The organism is Kosakonia sp. 1610 (assembly GCF_050435845.1).
Lineage (GTDB): Bacteria > Pseudomonadota > Gammaproteobacteria > Enterobacterales > Enterobacteriaceae > Kosakonia > Kosakonia cowanii.
This window is the reverse complement of sequence record NZ_JBNDKZ010000001.1, coordinates 1,106,886-1,124,944: the sequence shown is the minus strand read 5'-3', so window position 1 is coordinate 1,124,944 and position 18,059 is coordinate 1,106,886. Positions and strand designations below refer to the sequence as shown.

Annotated in this window: 16 protein-coding genes; 7 read left to right on the top strand and 9 right to left on the bottom strand. The window is 56.1% G+C overall.

What is annotated here, in order from left to right; all coding sequences use genetic code 11:
* Positions 1-127: 127 nt before the first annotated feature.
* Positions 128-1,117 (top strand): 2-hydroxyacid dehydrogenase, encoded by a 990-nt coding sequence (locus tag ABIC80_RS05455; RefSeq protein WP_023478880.1) that lies wholly within the window; start codon positions 128-130, stop codon positions 1,115-1,117.
* A 107-nt stretch (positions 1,118-1,224) separates the two neighbouring features.
* Positions 1,225-1,647, top strand: a complete 423-nt coding sequence (hslJ, locus tag ABIC80_RS05450; protein WP_094419954.1) for a heat shock protein HslJ — start codon at positions 1,225-1,227, stop codon at positions 1,645-1,647.
* On the opposite strand, the gene ABIC80_RS05445 is transcribed toward hslJ, so the two are convergent.
* A complete protein-coding gene (locus tag ABIC80_RS05445; protein ID WP_023478601.1) occupies positions 1,641-1,907 on the bottom strand; it encodes a putative hemolysin in 267 nt (88 codons plus the stop codon). The genes hslJ and ABIC80_RS05445 overlap by 7 nt on opposite strands.
* Before the next feature lie 280 nt (positions 1,908-2,187).
* Between ABIC80_RS05445 and nifJ the strand changes: the two genes are divergently transcribed.
* The 3 genes from nifJ (at position 2,188) to ttcA (ending at position 7,111) form a co-directional block, all read left to right on the top strand.
* Positions 2,188-5,712: a pyruvate:ferredoxin (flavodoxin) oxidoreductase gene (gene nifJ / locus ABIC80_RS05440; RefSeq protein ID WP_429175870.1), complete on the top strand. Its 3,525-nt coding sequence runs from the start codon at positions 2,188-2,190 to the stop codon at positions 5,710-5,712.
* A 123-nt stretch (positions 5,713-5,835) separates the two neighbouring features.
* On the top strand, positions 5,836-6,048 hold the full coding sequence (locus ABIC80_RS05435) for a KTSC domain-containing protein (protein ID WP_094419956.1): 213 nt from the start codon (positions 5,836-5,838) through the stop codon (positions 6,046-6,048).
* 127 nt (positions 6,049-6,175) lie between these two features.
* On the top strand, positions 6,176-7,111 hold the full coding sequence (gene ttcA, locus ABIC80_RS05430; RefSeq protein ID WP_429175869.1) for a tRNA 2-thiocytidine(32) synthetase TtcA: 936 nt from the start codon (positions 6,176-6,178) through the stop codon (positions 7,109-7,111).
* Positions 7,112-7,162: 51 nt separating this feature from the next.
* Here the strand turns inward: ttcA and dbpA are convergent, their stop codons facing one another.
* The 6 genes from dbpA to ABIC80_RS05400 form a co-directional block, all read right to left on the bottom strand.
* The gene (dbpA, locus tag ABIC80_RS05425) at positions 7,163-8,536 is read right to left on the bottom strand and encodes an ATP-dependent RNA helicase DbpA (RefSeq protein WP_429175868.1); all 1,374 of its coding nucleotides are present in this window, start codon (positions 8,534-8,536) and stop codon (positions 7,163-7,165) included.
* Between the two features lie 62 nt (positions 8,537-8,598).
* Positions 8,599-8,748, bottom strand: a complete 150-nt coding sequence (locus tag ABIC80_RS05420; RefSeq protein ID WP_346438771.1) for a hypothetical protein — start codon at positions 8,746-8,748, stop codon at positions 8,599-8,601.
* A 277-nt stretch (positions 8,749-9,025) separates the two neighbouring features.
* Complete coding sequence (gene zntB, locus ABIC80_RS05415; RefSeq protein WP_023478760.1) at positions 9,026-10,009, bottom strand: zinc transporter ZntB; 984 nt, start codon at positions 10,007-10,009, stop codon at positions 9,026-9,028.
* A gap of 143 nt (positions 10,010-10,152) precedes the next feature.
* Positions 10,153-11,337 (bottom strand): methyl-accepting chemotaxis protein, encoded by a 1,185-nt coding sequence (locus ABIC80_RS05410; protein WP_429175866.1) that lies wholly within the window; start codon positions 11,335-11,337, stop codon positions 10,153-10,155.
* A 427-nt stretch (positions 11,338-11,764) separates the two neighbouring features.
* The gene (locus ABIC80_RS05405; protein ID WP_023478583.1) at positions 11,765-11,953 is read right to left on the bottom strand and encodes a YdiH family protein; all 189 of its coding nucleotides are present in this window, start codon (positions 11,951-11,953) and stop codon (positions 11,765-11,767) included.
* Between the two features lie 414 nt (positions 11,954-12,367).
* Positions 12,368-13,984, bottom strand: a complete 1,617-nt coding sequence (locus tag ABIC80_RS05400) for a peptide ABC transporter substrate-binding protein (RefSeq protein WP_312278550.1) — start codon at positions 13,982-13,984, stop codon at positions 12,368-12,370.
* A 156-nt stretch (positions 13,985-14,140) separates the two neighbouring features.
* Here ABIC80_RS05400 and mpaA point away from each other — a divergent pair, with 156 nt between their 5' ends.
* Entirely contained in the window at positions 14,141-14,854 is a 714-nt protein-coding gene (mpaA, locus tag ABIC80_RS05395) for a murein tripeptide amidase MpaA (protein WP_429175864.1), read from the top strand.
* Here the strand turns inward: mpaA and ycjG are convergent.
* Complete coding sequence (ycjG, locus tag ABIC80_RS05390; protein WP_076769919.1) at positions 14,806-15,810, bottom strand: L-Ala-D/L-Glu epimerase; 1,005 nt, start codon at positions 15,808-15,810, stop codon at positions 14,806-14,808. The genes mpaA and ycjG overlap by 49 nt on opposite strands.
* A gap of 115 nt (positions 15,811-15,925) precedes the next feature.
* Between ycjG and tpx the strand changes: the two genes are divergently transcribed.
* Positions 15,926-16,432 carry a thiol peroxidase gene (gene tpx, locus ABIC80_RS05385; protein ID WP_023478815.1) on the top strand — a complete coding sequence of 169 codons (507 nt, stop codon included), beginning with the start codon at positions 15,926-15,928 and terminating at the stop codon, positions 16,430-16,432.
* A 68-nt stretch (positions 16,433-16,500) separates the two neighbouring features.
* Here the strand turns inward: tpx and tyrR are convergent, their stop codons facing one another.
* Entirely contained in the window at positions 16,501-18,042 is a 1,542-nt protein-coding gene (tyrR, locus tag ABIC80_RS05380; protein WP_139966282.1) for a transcriptional regulator TyrR, read from the bottom strand.
* Positions 18,043-18,059 lie beyond the last annotated feature (17 nt).

Genomic DNA, 18,059 nt, shown 5'->3' with positions numbered 1-18,059 from the left:
CGCGGGATAGACATATACTCAATCTGGAAGCATTCACCTCGCCTCTGTCTCTAAACAATATTTGAGCATTTACTTAATAATTTTAAAACGTGATAATAGAGGCAGAAAATCATTGAAGAAAAGTCTTATGAAACTCGCGATATACAGCACAAAACAATACGATAAAAAGTATTTGCAGCAGGTAAACGAGCGCTATGGCTACGATCTTGAATTTTTCGACTTTCTCCTGACGGAAAAGACCGCCAAAACCGCCAATGGCTGCGAAGGTGTCTGTATTTTCGTCAATGATGACGGCAGCCGCCCGGTGCTGGAAGAGCTAAAGAAGCTCGGCGTGAAGTTTATTGCTCTGCGTTGCGCAGGCTTTAACAACGTCGATCTGGACGCGGCAAAAGAGCTGGGGCTGAGCGTCGTGCGCGTACCGGCCTACTCGCCGGAAGCGGTGGCCGAGCATGCTATCGGCATGATGATGACCCTTAACCGTCGCATTCACCGCGCCTATCAACGCACCCGCGATGCCAACTTCTCCCTTGAGGGTCTGACCGGTTTCACGATGTATGGAAAAACGGCTGGCGTGATCGGCACCGGGAAAATTGGCGTTGCCGCGCTGCGTATTCTGAAAGGTTTCGGTATGCGCCTGCTGGCGTTTGATCCCTACCCGAGCGCAGCGGCGCTGGATATGGGCGTCGAGTATGTTGATCTGCAAACGCTCTTTTCGCAGTCAGACGTCATCTCCCTGCACTGCCCGCTGACGCCGGAGAACTTCCACCTGCTCAACCAGACCGCGTTTGAGCAGATGAAAAACGGCGTGATGATCATTAACACCAGCCGCGGCGGGCTGGTGGATTCCCAGGCCGCGATCGAAGCATTAAAGACGCAGAAGATTGGCGCGCTGGGAATGGACGTGTATGAGAACGAGCGCGATCTCTTTTTTGAAGATAAATCCAATGATGTGATTCAGGATGACGTGTTCCGCCGGTTATCCGCCTGCCACAACGTCCTGTTTACCGGTCATCAGGCCTTTTTGACCGCCGAAGCGTTGACCAGTATTTCGGAGACGACGCTGGAAAACTTGCGTCAGTTGCATGAGGGCGAAAGCTGCCCGAACGCGCTGACCTGAGACCCGCTCCCCATCGCCGGGGAGCGTTTTAAGAGTAACCCCGGTGACACGGCTGTTCGACCGGGTACAATTCCCACCGTTTTGATGGAACGAACCCAGAGGAAAAGATGAAAAAATTGATCGCTTTGGTCGCGTTGAGCGCAGTGCTTGCTGGCTGCGTCAGTTCCCGCGCCGTACAGCTGAAACCAGAACAACTGGAAAATCAGCGCTTTGTATTGACTACATTTAATGGCAAAAGTATTGCGCCAGATGAGCCGAAACCCGAGATCCGCTTTGATAAAGATCTGCGCGTATCCGGCAAAATGTGTAACGGTTTTACCGGTCAGGGCAAACTCTCTGAAGGTGCCTTAACCGTGAAACATCTGGCGATGACGATGATGATGTGCCCGGACGCGCAGCGTAACGAACTGGACCACACCATTAATGCGATGCTCGCCGAAGGCGCGCAGGTTGATCTGACGGGGAATCAGCTGACGCTGACCACTGCGACGCAGACCCTGATTTACACCCGCGCCGCGAACGCTCAGTAACTTCCGCAACTGCCGGTGGCAAGCGACTGCTCGCTGCAGCGTTTGCCATTTGGCAGTGCACACATCCCTGTCATTGACCCATCAAGCTGGCGTGCGACGGACATAGAGCCGCCGATCATCGCACAGTTGGCCTGCCCACTATTAGACATCGCCGCTTTTAACCCTGGCGCAACGTGCGCGGCGGTTGCCTGCTGTACAGGTTCACTGCTGCAGGCTGACAATAACAGTGCGGCACACCCGATCCATAATGCTGAACGCATCTCTTCCTCTCCCCCATCAAAAAAGCGAAACCCAAGCATCATAGGCAGCCTGCCGCAATACGTCGAGGGCTGAAACTCATCTTTGTGGCGCGGTGAAACACTTTTTTGCGATTTTTCCTGCTTGATGCGCAACGCAACCGCTCAATTCATTGATTCACGTTATGAGCCAGGACACAAAAGCGAAAATTGTTCAGCGGGGCGTTTGCTAAGATCAAAGCACAACTACAGGACTCGTCGCCGTAAAACGCGTCCCTTCTTTTGAGCAATGTAAGGGTGCCTTATGATCACAATTGACGGTAATGGCGCAGTCGCATCCGTTGCGTACCGCACCAGTGAAGTTATCGCCATCTACCCGATTACCCCCAGTTCAACGATGGCTGAACAGGCAGATGCCTGGGCAGGCAACGGCCTGAAAAATATCTGGGGCGACACGCCGCGCGTGGTAGAGATGCAGTCAGAAGCGGGGGCGATTGCCGCCGTGCACGGGGCATTGCAGACCGGGGCGCTCTCAACGTCGTTTACCTCATCACAGGGTTTACTGCTGATGATCCCGACCCTCTACAAGCTGGCCGGGCAGTTAACTCCCTTTGTGCTGCACGTTGCCGCGCGAACCGTCGCAACCCATGCGCTGTCGATTTTTGGCGACCACTCCGATGTGATGGCGGTGCGCCAGACCGGCTGCGCCCTGCTCTGCGCCAGCAGCGTGCAGGAAGCCCAGGATTTTGCCCTTATCTCCCATATCGCGACGCTGAAAAGCCGCGTGCCATTTATTCACTTCTTTGATGGTTTTCGCACCTCGCACGAGATTAACAAGATCGTGCCGCTCCCGGACGACACCCTGCGCGCGCTGATGCCCGAGCAGGAGATTGACCAGCATCGTGCGCGAGCGCTCAACCCGGAACACCCGGTGATCCGCGGTACCTCGGCGAACCCCGATACCTATTTCCAGTCCCGCGAAGCGACAAACCCGTGGTACAACGCCGTTTACGACCACGTTGAGCAGGCGATGGATGATTTTGCCGCCACCACCGGTCGCCACTACAAACCGTTTGAGTATTATGGCCACCCGCAGGCGGAGCGCGTAATCGTACTGATGGGCTCGGCGATTGGCACCTGCGAAGAGGTGATTGATGAGCTGCTGACGCGCGGCGATAAAGTCGGCGTGCTGAAAGTGCGGCTCTATCGTCCCTTCAGCGCCGCGCACCTGCTGGCGGTGCTGCCGCAAAGCGTGCGCAGCGTGGCGGTGCTGGATCGCACCAAAGAGCCGGGCGCGCAGGCGGAGCCGCTCTATCTTGATGTGATGACCGCGCTGGCGGAAGCCTTTAATTGCGGTGAGCGCGAAACGTTGCCGCGCGTGATTGGCGGCCGCTATGGGTTGTCGTCGAAAGAGTTCGGCCCGGAGTGTGTGTTAGCCGTGTTCAATGAGTTGCGCGCCGAGAAGCCGAAGCCGCGTTTCACCGTCGGCATTTATGATGATGTTACTCACCTCTCCCTGCCGCTGCCGGAGAACACCCTGCCGACGCACGCCAAACTGGAAGCGCTCTTTTATGGGCTTGGCAGCGATGGCAGCGTCTCGGCGACCAAGAACAATATCAAGATCATTGGTAACGCGACGCCGTGGTATGCGCAGGGTTATTTTGTCTATGACTCCAAAAAAGCGGGCGGGCTGACGGTTTCCCATCTCCGCGTCAGCGAAAGGCCGATCAACTCGGCCTATCTGGTGTCGCAGGCCGATTTTGTCGGCTGTCACCAGTTGCAGTTTATCGACAAATACCAGATGGCAGAGCGCCTGAAACCGGGCGGTATTTTCCTGCTTAACACGCCTTACAGCGCAGATGAGGTGTGGTCGCGTCTGCCGCAGGAAGTGCAGGCGGTGCTCAGGCAGAAAAACGCCCGTTTTTATGTCGTTAACGCGGCGAAAATTGCCCGCGAATGTGGTCTGGGCGCGCGTATCAACACCGTGATGCAGATGGCCTTTTTCCATCTCACCGCCATTCTGCCGGGCGACAGCGCATTAACGGCGCTGCAGGGCGCGATTGCCAAAAGCTACAGCAGCAAAGGCCAGGAGCTGGTTGAGCGCAACTGGCAGGCACTGGCGCTGGCGCGCGAATCACTGGCTGAAGTGCCTCTGCAGGAAGTGGACAGCCAAAGCGCGCATCGCCCGCCGGTGGTCTCAGACAGCGCGCCGGACTTTGTTAAAACGGTGACGGCGGCGATGCTGGCCGGGCTTGGCGACGCCCTGCCCGTCTCTGCGCTGCCGCCGGATGGCACCTGGCCGGTGGGCACCACGCGCTGGGAGAAGCGCAATATTGCCGAGGCGATCCCCATCTGGAAAGAGGAGCTGTGCACCCAGTGTAACCACTGCGTGGCCGCCTGCCCGCACTCGGCGATCCGCGCCAAAGTGGTACCGCCGCAGGCGATGGAGGATGCACCGGCAAGCCTGCATTCGCTGGATGTGAAAGCGCGCGATATGCGCGGCCAGAAATATGTTTTGCAAGTGGCACCGGAAGATTGCACCGGCTGTAACCTCTGCGTTGAGGTCTGCCCGGCGAAAGATCGCCAGAACCCGGAGATCAAGGCGATCAATATGATGTCGCGCCTTGAGCATGTCGAAGAGGAGAAAGCGAATTATGACTTCTTCCTCGACCTGCCGGAGATTGACCGCAGCCAGCTGGAGCGCATTGATATTCGTACCTCGCAGCTTATTTCGCCGCTGTTTGAGTACTCGGGTGCCTGCTCCGGCTGTGGCGAAACGCCCTATATCAAGCTACTGACCCAGCTCTATGGCGACCGCATGATGATTGCTAACGCCACCGGCTGCTCCTCGATTTATGGCGGCAACCTGCCCTCAACCCCCTACACCACCGATGCCAACGGGCGCGGGCCGGCGTGGGCCAACTCGCTGTTTGAAGATAACGCTGAGTTCGGGCTTGGCTTCCGCCTGAGCGTTGACCAGCATCGCCAGCGCGTTATGCGCCTGGTGGAGCAGTTTGCGGACGCGCTGCCCGCCGATCTGCTTGCCGACCTGCGTGCCGATGCCACGCCAGAGCTGCGCCGCGATCAGGTAGCGGCCCTGCGCAGTGCGCTGGGTGATGTGGAAGGCACGCAGCAGCTGCTGACCGATGCCGATGCGCTGGTCGAGAAGTCGATCTGGCTGATTGGCGGCGATGGCTGGGCCTACGATATCGGCTTTGGCGGCCTCGATCATGTGATGAGCCTGACCGAGAACGTCAATATTCTGGTGCTTGATACCCAGTGTTACTCCAACACCGGCGGACAGGCCTCGAAGGCGACGCCGCTCGGTGCAGTGACCAAGTTTGGCGAGCATGGTAAGCGCAAAGCGCGCAAAGATCTCGGCGTCAGCATGATGATGTATGGTCATGTCTACGTTGCGCAGATCTCCCTCGGTGCGCAGCTTAACCAGACGGTGAAAGCGATTCAGGAAGCGGAGGCTTACCCCGGCCCGTCGCTGATTATCGCCTACAGCCCCTGCGAAGAGCATGGCTACGATCTGGCGCTGAGCCACGATCAGATGCGCCAGCTGACCGCCACCGGCTTCTGGCCGCTCTATCGTTACGATCCGCGTCGCGAAGCAGAAGGCAAAATCCCACTGGCGCTCGACTCCCGTCCACCGTCGGATGCGCTGGCTGAAACGTTGCTTAATGAGCAGCGCTTCAAACGCCTGAATGCGCAGCAGCCGGAGGTGGCTGAGCAGTTGTGGAAAGATGCAGCGGCAGATCTGCAAAAACGCTACGACTTCCTCGCGCAACTCGCCGGGAAAGCGGAAAAAAGCGCGGCTGAATAACGCGCAAAGCAAATAAAAGCCGCCGGTTGTCGCCCGGCGGCTTTTTTATGTCACTGTTTTGCATGACAACGGGCGGCAAGCTGGCTAATAATCATCACTCAACCCGGCGGCAAGGACATCTTCATGCGTCATCACCCTGTTACATCATCACGAATTGCCTCTGTGGGGTATGACCCGCAAAGCCGCACGCTGGAGATCCGTTTTCACGATAAGCGCACCTATCAATATCACGAGGTGCCCGAGCGCATTTTTACCCTTTTTCTGACCGTCGTGTCGAAAGGCCGTTTTTATGATGGCGTGGTGAAAGGCAAATATAAGGAAAAGCGCATCGCCTGAGCCGCCCTTGCCAGGTGATAAATACCTGCCTTAGGCGTAAATCATTGGTACAATCCCGCCCTAATCGCGTATCTCTGCCTGTGGTCTGCGTACCGCTGGCGCAAAAAAACCGAATTGAGCCTTTTTCATGTCGCAAAATCAAGAAATTAGCAAAAAAGAACAGTACAACCTCAACAAGTTGCAGAAGCGTCTGCGCCGCAACGTCGGCGAGGCGATTGCCGACTTCAATATGATTGAAGAAGGTGACCGGATTATGGTTTGCCTCTCGGGCGGCAAAGATAGCTACACCATGCTGGAGATCTTGCGCAACCTGCAGCAGAGTGCGCCGGTCAACTTCTCGCTGATTGCGGTCAACCTCGATCAGAAGCAGCCCGGTTTCCCGGAGCATATTCTGCCTGAGTACCTTGAAGCGCAGGGCGTGGAGTACAAAATCGTCGAAGAGAACACCTACGGCATCGTGAAAGAGAAGATCCCGGAAGGCAAAACCACCTGCTCGCTCTGTTCACGCCTGCGCCGCGGCATTCTCTATCGCACCGCCACCGAACTGGGCGCGACGAAAATTGCTCTCGGCCACCACCGCGACGATATTCTGCAAACGCTGTTCCTCAATATGTTCTACGGCGGCAAGATGAAAGGCATGCCACCGAAGCTGATGAGCGATGATGGCAAGCACATTGTTATCCGCCCGCTGGCCTACTGCCGCGAGAAAGATATTGAGCGCTTCTCCGAAGCCAAAGGTTTCCCGATTATTCCGTGCAACCTCTGCGGTTCGCAGCCGAACCTGCAGCGCCAGGTGATTGCCGATATGCTGCGTGACTGGGATAAACGCTATCCGGGCCGTATCGAAACCATGTTCAGCGCGATGCAGAATGTGGTGCCGTCGCACCTGAGCGATATCAACCTGTTCGATTTCAAAGGGATCAAACACGGTTCAGAAATGGTCAACGGCGGCGACCTGGCATTCGATCGCGAAGAGATCCCGACGCAGCCAGTTGGCTGGCAGCCGGAAGAGGATGATGCCCAGCTCGATGCGCTACGGCTGAATGTGATTGAAGTGAAGTAAAAAAAAGCCTCTCAGGTCACTCACTGAGAGGCTTTTTTAATGGAACTGGCGTTATTTCAACAAGCGTACGCGGCAGGCTTTGCCTTTGATTTTGCCGTTTTGCAGCTGCTTCCACGCCTGGCGCGCCACGCTCTGTCGCACCGCGACATAGACATGCGCCGGATGGACGGTGATCTTGCCGATATCGGCCCCGTCCAGCCCCATCTCACCCGTTAACGCCCCCAACACATCGCCCGGACGCATTTTGGCTTTCTTACCGCCATCAATGCAGAGCGTCGTCATCTCTGCCGCCAGCGGCGCAATGGCGACATTGGCTGGCGCAGAAAGCCAGTTCAGCTTCAGGTGCAGCATTTCAGAGAGAATATTTGCTCGCTGCGCCTCTTCCGGGGCGCAGAGGCTAATCGCCAGCCCCTGATTCCCGGCGCGCGCGGTGCGACCGATACGGTGAACGTGCACTTCCGGATCCCATGCCAGCTCATAATTGACGACCAGCTCAAGGGATTTGATATCCAGACCACGCGCGGCGACATCGGTCGCTACCAGTACACGGGCGCTGCCGTTAGCAAAACGCACCAGCGTCTGGTCGCGGTCGCGCTGCTCCAGATCGCCATGCAGCGCCAGCGCGTCCTGGCCTGCGGCGTTCAGCGCATCGCACACTTCCTGGCAATCTTTTTTGGTGTTACAGAAGACCACACAGGAGGCCGGGCGGTGAACGCTCAGCAGTTTTTGCAACAGCGGGATTTTGCCGTGACGGGAGACTTCAAAAAATTGCTGCTCGATAGCGGGCAGATCGTCAACGGTATCGATCTCCACCGTTTCCGGGTTGCGCTGCACGCGCCCGCTGATAGCCGCGATGGCCTCCGGCCAGGTGGCGGAAAAGAGCAAGGTCTGGCGCTGTACCGGGGCGAAGCGAATCACCTCATCAATGGCGTCGCTAAAGCCCATATCGAGCATGCGATCGGCTTCATCCATCACCAGCGTTTGCAGGTTCTCCAGCGAGATCGTGCTTTTTTGCAGATGATCCAGCAGGCGGCCAGGCGTGGCGACAATGATATGCGGTGCATGCTGCAATGAATCGCGCTGTGCGCCAAACGGCTGGCCACCGCAGATCGTCAAAATTTTGGTATTCGGCATGGATCGAGCCAGACGGCGCAGTTCACTGGCAACCTGATCCGCCAGCTCGCGCGTCGGGCATAAGATCAGCGACTGGGTCTGAAAACGGCTGCTATCGATATGCTGCAATACGCCAAGACCAAACGCCGCTGTTTTACCGCTGCCGGTTTTTGCCTGCACGCGGACATCTTTTCCGGCCAGAATCAGGGGAAGCGCAGCAGCCTGCACGGGGGTCATGGTGAGGTAGCCCAGTTCGTTAAGGTTATCGATCTGGGCGGCGGGCAGCATATTCAGTGTTGAAAAAGCGGTCAAAATAGAGTCTCGCGATAAAAGGCTTCGGTTCAGCAGGCGCGTATCCTCTCAGATCTGCCCCTTTAACGCGACAATTTAATCGGCTCTTCATTCGGCGGCGGATCCGGCAACGGCTGCGGTTTTGGGATCGGGTCCGGGATTGGCACCGGGTCGTTCGGCACGGGGTCGGGCGGCAGTGAATAGAGCGCGTTACGTAACGTCAGAGTAGCCATGGTGATCTCCACTTCAGCATTGTCGTTACTTTAAAGGTAGAAGCTCATGGCGCAGAGGCAAAAAAAAAGCCGACTGATTAAGTCGGCATCGTACGAATCAATTGTGCTATGCAGTAATTCAAAAAAAGGAAGTAAGACAATATGGAGCGCAACGCCCATCGCTTGACGTTGCATTCACCTGCGACGTGAATATTGCCCTGAATAGGCGCGGCGTTTATTGACCTCGCTCAACTTAAGTGGCGTTTTAATGTTCAATTAATGTTAAAAAAGTTAAATTTTACAGCCATTTACTGCGATGCAGCCACCAGGTAACACCACCGATCAGCAGCGCTAACGCGGCGCAGAAGATGGCGAAACCTAAGTGCCAGCCGCCGCCGGGAATGCCGCCAAGGTTGACGCCAAACAGCCCGGTTAAAAAGGTGCTGGGGAGAAAAACCATCGCCATCAGCGACATGGTATAGGAGCGCCGCGCAAGTGACTCCTGCATCACCTGGGTGATCTCGTCGGTCATCACAGCGGTGCGCGCAATGCAGGCATCAATCTCATCCAGCCCGCGTCCGAGGCGATCGGCGATATCCTGCATGCGGCGGCGCTGATCGTCGCTCATCCACGGCAAACGTTCGCTGGCCAGCCGCGCAAAGACATCACGCTGCGGTGCCATATAGCGACGCATCACAATTAACTGCTTGCGCAGCAGTGCCAGAATGCCGCGCGGTGGCACTTGCTGGTCGAGCAGGTCATCCTCAAGATCGATAATCCGGTCGTGAAGTGATTCAATAAACTCGCTGGCGTGATCGGTGAGCGAATCGCAGACATCCACCAGCCAGCCGCCGCAATCCGTTGGCCCACTGCCCTCCTCCAGTTCGCTGACGACATCATCCAGCGCCAGCACTTTTCGCTGTCGCGTCGAGACGATCATCCGCTCGTCCATATAAACGCGTACAGCAACCAGCTGATCGGGGCGTTCGTCGGTGCTGCCATTAATGCAGCGCAGCGTAATCAGCGTCCCTTCGCCCATGCGGCTCACTCTCGGCCGTAAACTCTCGCCTGCCAGCGCGTTACGCACGCTGTTCGGTAAGACGGGCGTCGTTTCCAGCCACTGCGCGCTCTCCTGGTTGGTGTAATTCAGGTGCACCCAGCAGGGTGTCTGAGCGGTGATCTCATCATCCGCTGCCAGCGATTTGACGCCGCCTTTGCCATCCAGCTGCCACGCGTAAACCGCGTCCGGCACCTGCAGGTCGGCTCCTTTAATGGCTTCCACTCCGCCTCCACATTCAGTCTTTGTTGATGACAGTCTAGCCATGCGTCAACGTTAAGCAATCATGGCGCTGAATTTGCTAACAAATTACGACAGGTTGCCATAAAAAAAGCCCGCACTGCGGGCTTTTTATCCACTAAACGCCATCAAAACGAGTGCCAGTAGTTCTCCTGACCGCCACCGACCGCTGCTGAAAGCGGCGCCCGCTGTTTCTCTGGCTGCGCATCGCGCTGACGCGCAGGCGCTGGCTTTTCATCAGCCAGGCTAAATTTACTGGTGCGCTGCTGTAACTCTTCAACGCGATGTTTCAGTAGATCCGACGAGCCGGCAAGTTCATCAACCACCGATACGTTGCTTTGCGTTACCTGCTCCAGCTCCGCCAGCGCAAGGGTGATTTGCGCAATGCCCTTCTCTTGCTGCAGCGTGGAGACGGCAATCTCATCCATCAATTTGCTGACAATGCTGGCACCGGAGACAATCTCCTGCATGTTCTGCCCGGCTTCGCTCACCACTGTCGCGCCCTGAGTAACGTTATCGGTTGTGACGGCAATCAGCGATTTAATGTTCTTCGCCGCTTCGGCGCTGCGGTGCGCAAGGCTGCGCACTTCACCCGCCACCACCGAGAAACCTTTGCCATGATCGCCAGCGCGCGCCGCTTCCACCGCGGCGTTCAGCGCCAGAATATTGGTCTGGAAAGCGATGCCATCAATAATGGAGATAATTTCGCGCATCTGCTCCGCGCAATCGGTAATGGATTGCATATTCTTCGCCACCTGCCCCATCAACTGGCCGCCGCGTTCAGCGCAGGAAGAGGCATCATTAGCGCGGGTGCTGGCAAGCCGCGTATTATCGGCGTTGTTTTTGGTGCTGGAAGCCATCTCTTCCATGCTGGAGGCGGTCTGCACCAGTGCTGCGGATTGCTCTTCCGTTTTCACCGACAGATCGGCACTGCGTGAAGCGAGCTGGGCGGAAAGCCCGAGCGCATTGTCAGAGGAGAGGCGTATCTCTTTGACCAGCACGGCAATACTGGCGGATAAGCTATTGATACCGGGAATTAAACGGCCGGCACAGTTATTACCAAACTCCGGAATTACAATCGACAGATTACCTGCCGTCACCGCCTCAATACTTCTCTTAACCGTATTAATTGGCGTCACCAGATACTGCGTCAAATATATCCATATTAAGGCCAGCGAAATAATCGAGACGATACTTACCGCAGCAATTAATGGGATATTTTTTGAGAGCACGACCACTATCGCATCAACGATAACAAAAGAGACCAGAAGGTAAAAAAATATAAAGGTACGAACACTGAGATTTCTTAACATGATGAGACTCGCCAGAACACCGGAGAACGGTAGCCTCGTTATAACACTCACAATCCGCTTTGACACGGCTAATTTAGCGCAATGCCAGGTTTGCCTTAAAGCGCCTTAGATTTTACTTAAGTAATATAAAATAGCCTTTTTACAGCAATAACCCCAGCACAAAAAACCATAAACCGCGCAAAAACAGATTGCGGGCATAACAATATATCATATAAAAAGAGTTTAATTAGCGAGATAATTTTGGCGCACTACATATTTAATTTAGCCAGAATAAAGCTTATATAAATAATTAAAGATTTGGTTTTTTATGCCGATATTAATATGTTCAATTCAGACGGCGATTTATTTAATAGCGAAATTAAACAGGCGCTGCTGCTTGTAAACAAGCCAGCATAACGCCTCTTTCGTTTTAAACGTGGTGCGGCAATCAGTGGATGCCAAGCCGCCAGGCAAAGTCGATCTCCTCTTTCAGCTCACTATGGGAGAGCGTAAGCAGATCTTCAAACTCAAGTTTCAGCAGGTTCAGTCTCTTCAGGTATTCAGCCGGGGTGAGCGCGCTTTTGTCGCGACGCAGATATTCGATGGCCAGTTCGGTAGGGTTGAGTGGGTTCGACATAACATCCTCTTGGTTGGTTAAAACATCACCACTATAGCACAATTAGCTGCCTGTTTTTTGACCAAAGTCGGAAAAATCTGCCGTAAACGCCCGCTATACGCGGCCTGCGGGAAAAATGTAAAAAGGAGTTGCATGTTCAAATGATAAAGATTATCTTTCTCATTACTGAATAGTTGAGTAACCCACTCAACTATTCAGTACGACATTGCTCACATTGCTTCCAGTATTTTTTGCCCGCTCTCTGTAGCGGGCTTTTTTTTGCCCTTTGCGCATCTGCGGCTGCGTCTCCTTTTTTCCTCCATTGTGCCTCCACAATGCCTAACTAAAATTTTCGGCATACCTGCCCAGACAGGAAACATTCAGTAATCAACGACTTTCCCCCTTACCTCCCGTGATGTAAGGGGGATTTTTTTATCAGTGCTTAATGATGTAGAGCGTACGGCTGTAGGCCACATCTTCCGGGTTGGTGATCGGGTAGCCCTTCAGCCACGGCTTGATCAACCGCGCGTTGGTGTACTGGTAAATAGGCGCAATCGGCGCTTTGCTGGCGATGATCTGCTCCGCTTCGTTGTAATCCGCATTGCGGGCTTCCGGCGTATTTTCCTGTGTCGCCTGGTTAAACGCTTTGTCATAGGCTGCATCGCTAAAACGCGGAATATTGCTGCTGCTGTTGGAGGTTAACACCGAGAGAAAGGTCGATGGCTCGTTGTAATCCCCGACCCACGAGGCGCGGATAACATCGAAATTGCCGCTGTTACGGCTGTCGATATAGGTTTTCCACTCCTGGTTTTGCAGCTTCACCTCTGCGCCAAGGTTTTTCTTCCACATCGACGCCACCGCAATAGCAATCTTTTGATGGTTCTCAGAGGAGTTATAGAGCAGCGTCAGCTTCAACGGACGCTGCGGACCGTAACCCGCCGCCTGCAGCAGGGTTTTCGCCTGCGCGTTCAACTCCGGCTGGCTCATCTGTTCAAACGGTGACGGCTTCGGCGTAAACCCGGCGGTGACATCCGGAGTAAAGCGCCACGCTGGTTTCTCGCCGCTACCCAACACTTTCTCGGCAATCACGCGGCGATCGATGGTTAAGCTCAACGCCAGGCGCACGCGCGCATCTGCCGTCGGCCCCTTCTGAGTATTAAAAGCGTAGTAATAGGTGCCCAGCTGCGGCGGCGTATAGACCTGGCCCGGGATCTCTTTTTGCAGCTTCTGGTAGAGGTTTTTCGGGAAAGATTCGGTGATATCAACGCCATTCGCCAGGTAGCGTTTGGTGGCGGCAGACTCCTGATTGATCGGCACAAAGGTCACCTTATTGATCACCGTTTTGCCATCATCCCAGTACTGTTTATTGCGCGCCAGCTCCAGCTTTTCATTCACCACGCGGTCAGTCAGCACAAATGCGCCGTTACCGACCAGATTGCCGGGACGCGTCCACTCTGCGCCGCTCTCGACATTCTTTTGCTGCACCGGATAGAGGGCGAAACTGGCCGCAAGGTTCGGGAACCATGGCAGCGGTTTATCAAGCTGCACGCGCAGCGTTTTCGCATCCACCGCACTGACGCCCAGTTTATCGACCGCCATTTTGCCATCGGTGATCGCTTTCGCATTGCTAATGCCCGCTAACGCAGCGAAGCCAGCAAAAGGCGATGTGGTTTGCGGGTTAACCAGCCGCTGCCAGCTGTAGACAAAATCCTGCGCCGTGACCGGCGTGCCGTCGGACCAGCGGGCATCATCACGCAGCGTAAAGGTCCAGATGCGGTTATCGCTGCTCTGCCAGCTTTTCGCCACACCGGGAATGACTTCACCCTTCTCATTCTGATTGACCAGGCCTTCAAACAGATCGCGGATCACCTGAATTTCCGGCAGGCCAACCGCCTTTGCCGGATCGAGCGTTGCCGGCTCATCTTTGAGGTGGCGCACCACGTCTTGTTTTTCCGCAAGCGGGGTTCCCGGCGGCACATCCGCTGCAAACACGCTGACAGATAAGCCGCACAGCGCCAGCGCGCAGCAAAGTTTTGAAAATCGGTATGTCATGAAAGCCCCTTGTGATGTGCCACATCCCGCAAAAAAGATGCGGTAATTATTTGTTTTAGCTCTAAGGAATGCAAATTCATACATCAGGAAAATGATTTGCGTCGCACCGCTTTATATCCAACACTTGGTTTATTCAACGCAGAAACAGGTAAACCTATGCCAGCGACACGTCCGCGCTCTTTACGGGGAAACTTTGCCGACAGCCGTCAGCAGTATGGCGAGTCCCTGCTCGGTGCCCCGCTTTTCTGGTTTCCGGCACCGCTGGCAACGGCGAAAAGCGGGCTGATAATTGCCGGCACGCACGGGGATGAGAATGCCGCCATGGTTGCCCTCTCCTGCGCCATGCGCACGCTCAGGAGCGATTTGCGCCATCATCACGTGGTGCTGGCGGTGAACCCCGATGGCTGTCAGCTCGGTTTACGCGCCAACGCCAACGGCGTCGATCTCAACCGTAACTTTCCGGCGGCAAACTGGAAGGCGGGCGACACCGTCTATCGCTGGAACAGTGCGGCGCCCGAGCGGGATGTGGTGTTGCAGACGGGTGCGGCTCCGGGTTCCGAGCCGGAAACCCGTGCGCTCTGCCAGTTAATTCATCGCCTGCATCCGGCGTGGGTGGTCAGCTTTCACGATCCGCTGGCCTGCGTGGAAGATCCGCGCGAAAGCCCGCTTGGCGAGTGGCTGGCGCAGGCTTTTTCGCTGCCGTTAGTCAAAAGCGTCGGGTATGAGACGCCCGGCTCCTTCGGCAGCTGGTGTGCGGAGATCAACCTGCCCTGCATTACCATGGAGCTGCCGCCGGTCTCTGCCGATGCCGCCAGCGAAGATTATCTCGCGGCAATGACCTCGCTGCTTTGCTGGGATGCCGAAAGGTGAAGCTCACCGGTGGAGAAGCGCAGCGACGGCTCGACATCCACCGCCAGCCAGGTAGGACCATCAAGATCGGCGAAGCGCACACCACTAACCAGCGGTAGCGCCGCCGCAATGGCGCGTGAGGTGCAGATCATGCAGCCGAGCATCAATCCGAAGCCGCGCTCGGCGGCTTCATGGGCCAGCGCCAGCGCTTCGGTCAGCCCGCCGGTTTTATCCAGCTTAATGTTGACCATCTCATAGCGCCCTTGCAGCGCATCAAGGCTTTCACGCGTGTGGCAGCTCTCATCTGCGCAGATCGGTAGCGGGTGGATAAAGTTGATCAGCGCCGCGTCTTCGCCAGCAGGCAGTGGCTGCTCAAGCATCGCCACACCTAAATCAGCCAGCAGCTGGCAGCGCGCTGCGAGCCCTTCGCTGTGCCACGACTCGTTAGCATCGACAATCAGCGTTGCCTCTGGCGCGGCGGCGCGGATGGCGACCAGCCGCTCGCTAATAAGATGATCATCCAGTTTAATCTTCAGCAGCCGGGCGCCGGTTTCGCTCAGTGCCGCCGCGCTGGCTGCCATCTGTTCTGGTGTGCCAATCACCACCGTTTGCGCGGTAATGACGGTTTCCGGCAGGGTTACGCCAGTGTAGTGCGCCAGCGAACGCCCCGCTTTGCGCGCTGCCAGATCCCACAGCGCGCAATCGACGGCATTGCGCGCCGCACCGGGCGGCAGCAGGGTTTGCAGCGCTTCACGGCTGAGGCGGTTTTGCAGCTGCGGCACAATGGTCATGATTTGTGCCATCACTGAGGCCTCGCTCTCGCCGTAGCGCGCGTAAGGGGTACATTCACCAACCGCTTTGATCCCGTCCTCTTCCAGTTCGACCACCACCACTTTCGCTTCACTGCGCGCGCCGCGTGAAATCACAAACGGCGAATGCAGCGGCCAGGTTTCCTCATAAACGTTCACATTTCTCATACATGCTCCTTTGACGGAATGTAAACCAGTATAGATACGAAAATTGGTTTGCCGTGGTCTCGGACGATGGCATAAACTAGCGCCGACGTTAACTATATGTAAACAGGAAGCTATTATGTCGCAACTCGTTCATTTTCAGGGCAACCCGGTTCCCGTTGCTGGCGCTATTCCGCAGGTTGGCGCAAAAGCGCAGCCGTTCACGCTTGTCGCTAAAGATCTTTCCGATGTTGCGCTGAGCCAGTTCGCCGGTAAGCGCAAAGTGCTGAACATTTTCCCGAGCATCGATACCGGTGTTTGCGCCGCTTCCGTGCGCAAATTCAATCAGCTGGCGACAGAGGTGAACAACACCGTTGTACTGTGCATCTCTGCCGATCTGCCGTTTGCCCAGTCCCGCTTCTGCGGTGCGGAAGGCCTGAGCAACGTTATCACCCTCTCCACCCTGCGCGGTGCAGATTTCCTCGACAACTATGGCGTCGGTATCGCCGACGGCGCGCTGAAAGGCCTGGCTGCACGTGCGGTCGTAGTGCTTGATGAGAACGATACGGTCATCTTCAGCGAGCTGGTGAATGAGATCACCAACGAGCCGGATTACACCGCTGCACTGGACGTGCTGAAAGGCTAATCGCGTCTGGAATGAAACAGGCCGGATAAGCGCTTACCGCTATCCGGCCTTTTTTTATCGCTACAACGTTACTCGTCGCTCTTCTTCTGGCTTAAGCCATATTCCCGCAGCTTGTTAGCAATCGCCGTATGCGAAACGCCTAAGCGCTTCGCCAGCTTGCGCGTACTGGGGTAATTTCGATAGAGCTGGGTTAACACTGAACGCTCAAAGCGGCTGGTGATATCATCCAGCGATCCCTCCATCGCATCATCCCCGACCGGCACGGTGGCCGCATCGTAATCCGGCAGCTGGATATCCTGCGCGCGCAGTTCATACCCCTCCAGCTGGGTTAAGGCGCGATAGATAGCGTTTTTCAACTGGCGCACGTTACCCGGCCAGTTATAGCGGCTAAGCAGTTGCGTCAAATCGTGGGCGAGTTTCGGCCGGGGCAGACCCTGTTCATCGGCAAAGCGCGCAACAAACAGTTCGGTCAGCGGCACGATATCCTGCGGGCGATCGCGCAGCGGCGGCAGATTGAGGGTCAGCACGTTCAGGCGATAGTAGAGATCTTCGCGGAACAGCCCCTTCTGCACCAGCTCGACGAGGTTACGCTGCGTGGCGCAGATGACCCGCACATCCACATGCACTTCGTGATCTTCGCCAACGCGACGGAAAGTACCATCATTGAGGAAACGCAGCAGTTTCACCTGCATACGCGGCGACATTTCGCCAATCTCATCCAGCAGCACTGAACCGCCGTTCGCCTGCTCGAAAAAACCCTTTTTGCCTTCCGGCGCATGGCCAAACAGCTCGCTTTCGACAGACTCTTCAGGAATCGAGGCGCAGTTCAGCGCCAGATAGGGTTTTGCCGCGCGCGGGCTGGAAAGATGACAGGCATGCGCCAGCAGATCTTTCCCGGTGCCGGTATCGCCGGTAATCAGCAGCGGCGCGGTGAGGGTTGCCAGCTTGCGCGCCTGCTCAATAACGTGACGCATTTTCGGGCTGACAGCGACAATCTGGCTGAACGCGCTGACATCCTGCTGGGTGATATTTTGCAGCTGGCGGCCCATCCGCGCCGTCGAGCGCAGCATCACTACCGCGCCGGTCAGCACCGCCTCGCCGGTTTCCCCTTCCAGGTGCACCGGCGTGATCTCCATCAGGAAGTTTTGCCCGCCAATCACTACATGTTCGTTATGCGAATGCTGCGGATTGCCCTCCAGCCAGCGCTGGAAGTTGAAACCGGTGATTAATTGAGCCGCATTATGGTTGAGCAGCTTATCCGGCTGTTGCCCAAACAGCTGCGCGCTGGCGGCATTCGCCAGCTCGATTTTGCACTTCATGTCGAGCGACAGCACCGGTTCCGGCAGCGCTTCAAGCAGCGCGCTCATCGCGCGGTGTTCGCGCTCGGAGGGCATCCACAGCACGGTGCGGACGTCGGTGACGCCCTGAATACGGCGGATCTCCGCCATCAGGCTGCTGAAGCTGTTAAAGTCGAGCGCGGCGAAATTGAGGTAGATACGCCCGATGGGATCGATCTCAATGCCGCGCAGATCGATACCGCGCAGCACCAGCAGATCAAGTAATTCGCGTGTCAGACCAAGCCGGTCCTCACAAAAAACTTCAAGACGCATGGGAACCTTCACCCTTA

Bases quoted from the DNA above. Each gene is read 5' to 3' on its own strand.
- nifJ (WP_429175870.1), top strand. From the start codon at position 2,188: ATGATCACAATTGACGGTAATGGCGCAGTCGCATCCGTTGCGTACCGC.
- tpx (WP_023478815.1), top strand. From the start codon at position 15,926: ATGTCGCAACTCGTTCATTTTCAGGGCAACCCGGTTCCCGTTGCTGGC.
- ABIC80_RS05400 (WP_312278550.1), bottom strand. From the start codon at position 13,984: ATGACATACCGATTTTCAAAACTTTGCTGCGCGCTGGCGCTGTGCGGC.
- hslJ (WP_094419954.1), top strand. From the start codon at position 1,225: ATGAAAAAATTGATCGCTTTGGTCGCGTTGAGCGCAGTGCTTGCTGGC.
- ycjG (WP_076769919.1), bottom strand. From the start codon at position 15,810: ATGAGAAATGTGAACGTTTATGAGGAAACCTGGCCGCTGCATTCGCCG.
- ABIC80_RS05405 (WP_023478583.1), bottom strand. From the start codon at position 11,953: ATGTCGAACCCACTCAACCCTACCGAACTGGCCATCGAATATCTGCGT.
- ABIC80_RS05410 (WP_429175866.1), bottom strand. From the start codon at position 11,337: ATGTTAAGAAATCTCAGTGTTCGTACCTTTATATTTTTTTACCTTCTG.
- ABIC80_RS05455 (WP_023478880.1), top strand. From the start codon at position 128: ATGAAACTCGCGATATACAGCACAAAACAATACGATAAAAAGTATTTG.
- ABIC80_RS05445 (WP_023478601.1), bottom strand. From the start codon at position 1,907: ATGCGTTCAGCATTATGGATCGGGTGTGCCGCACTGTTATTGTCAGCC.
- ABIC80_RS05420 (WP_346438771.1), bottom strand. From the start codon at position 8,748: ATGGCTACTCTGACGTTACGTAACGCGCTCTATTCACTGCCGCCCGAC.
- tyrR (WP_139966282.1), bottom strand. From the start codon at position 18,042: ATGCGTCTTGAAGTTTTTTGTGAGGACCGGCTTGGTCTGACACGCGAA.
- ABIC80_RS05435 (WP_094419956.1), top strand. From the start codon at position 5,836: ATGCGTCATCACCCTGTTACATCATCACGAATTGCCTCTGTGGGGTAT.
- mpaA (WP_429175864.1), top strand. From the start codon at position 14,141: ATGCCAGCGACACGTCCGCGCTCTTTACGGGGAAACTTTGCCGACAGC.
- ttcA (WP_429175869.1), top strand. From the start codon at position 6,176: ATGTCGCAAAATCAAGAAATTAGCAAAAAAGAACAGTACAACCTCAAC.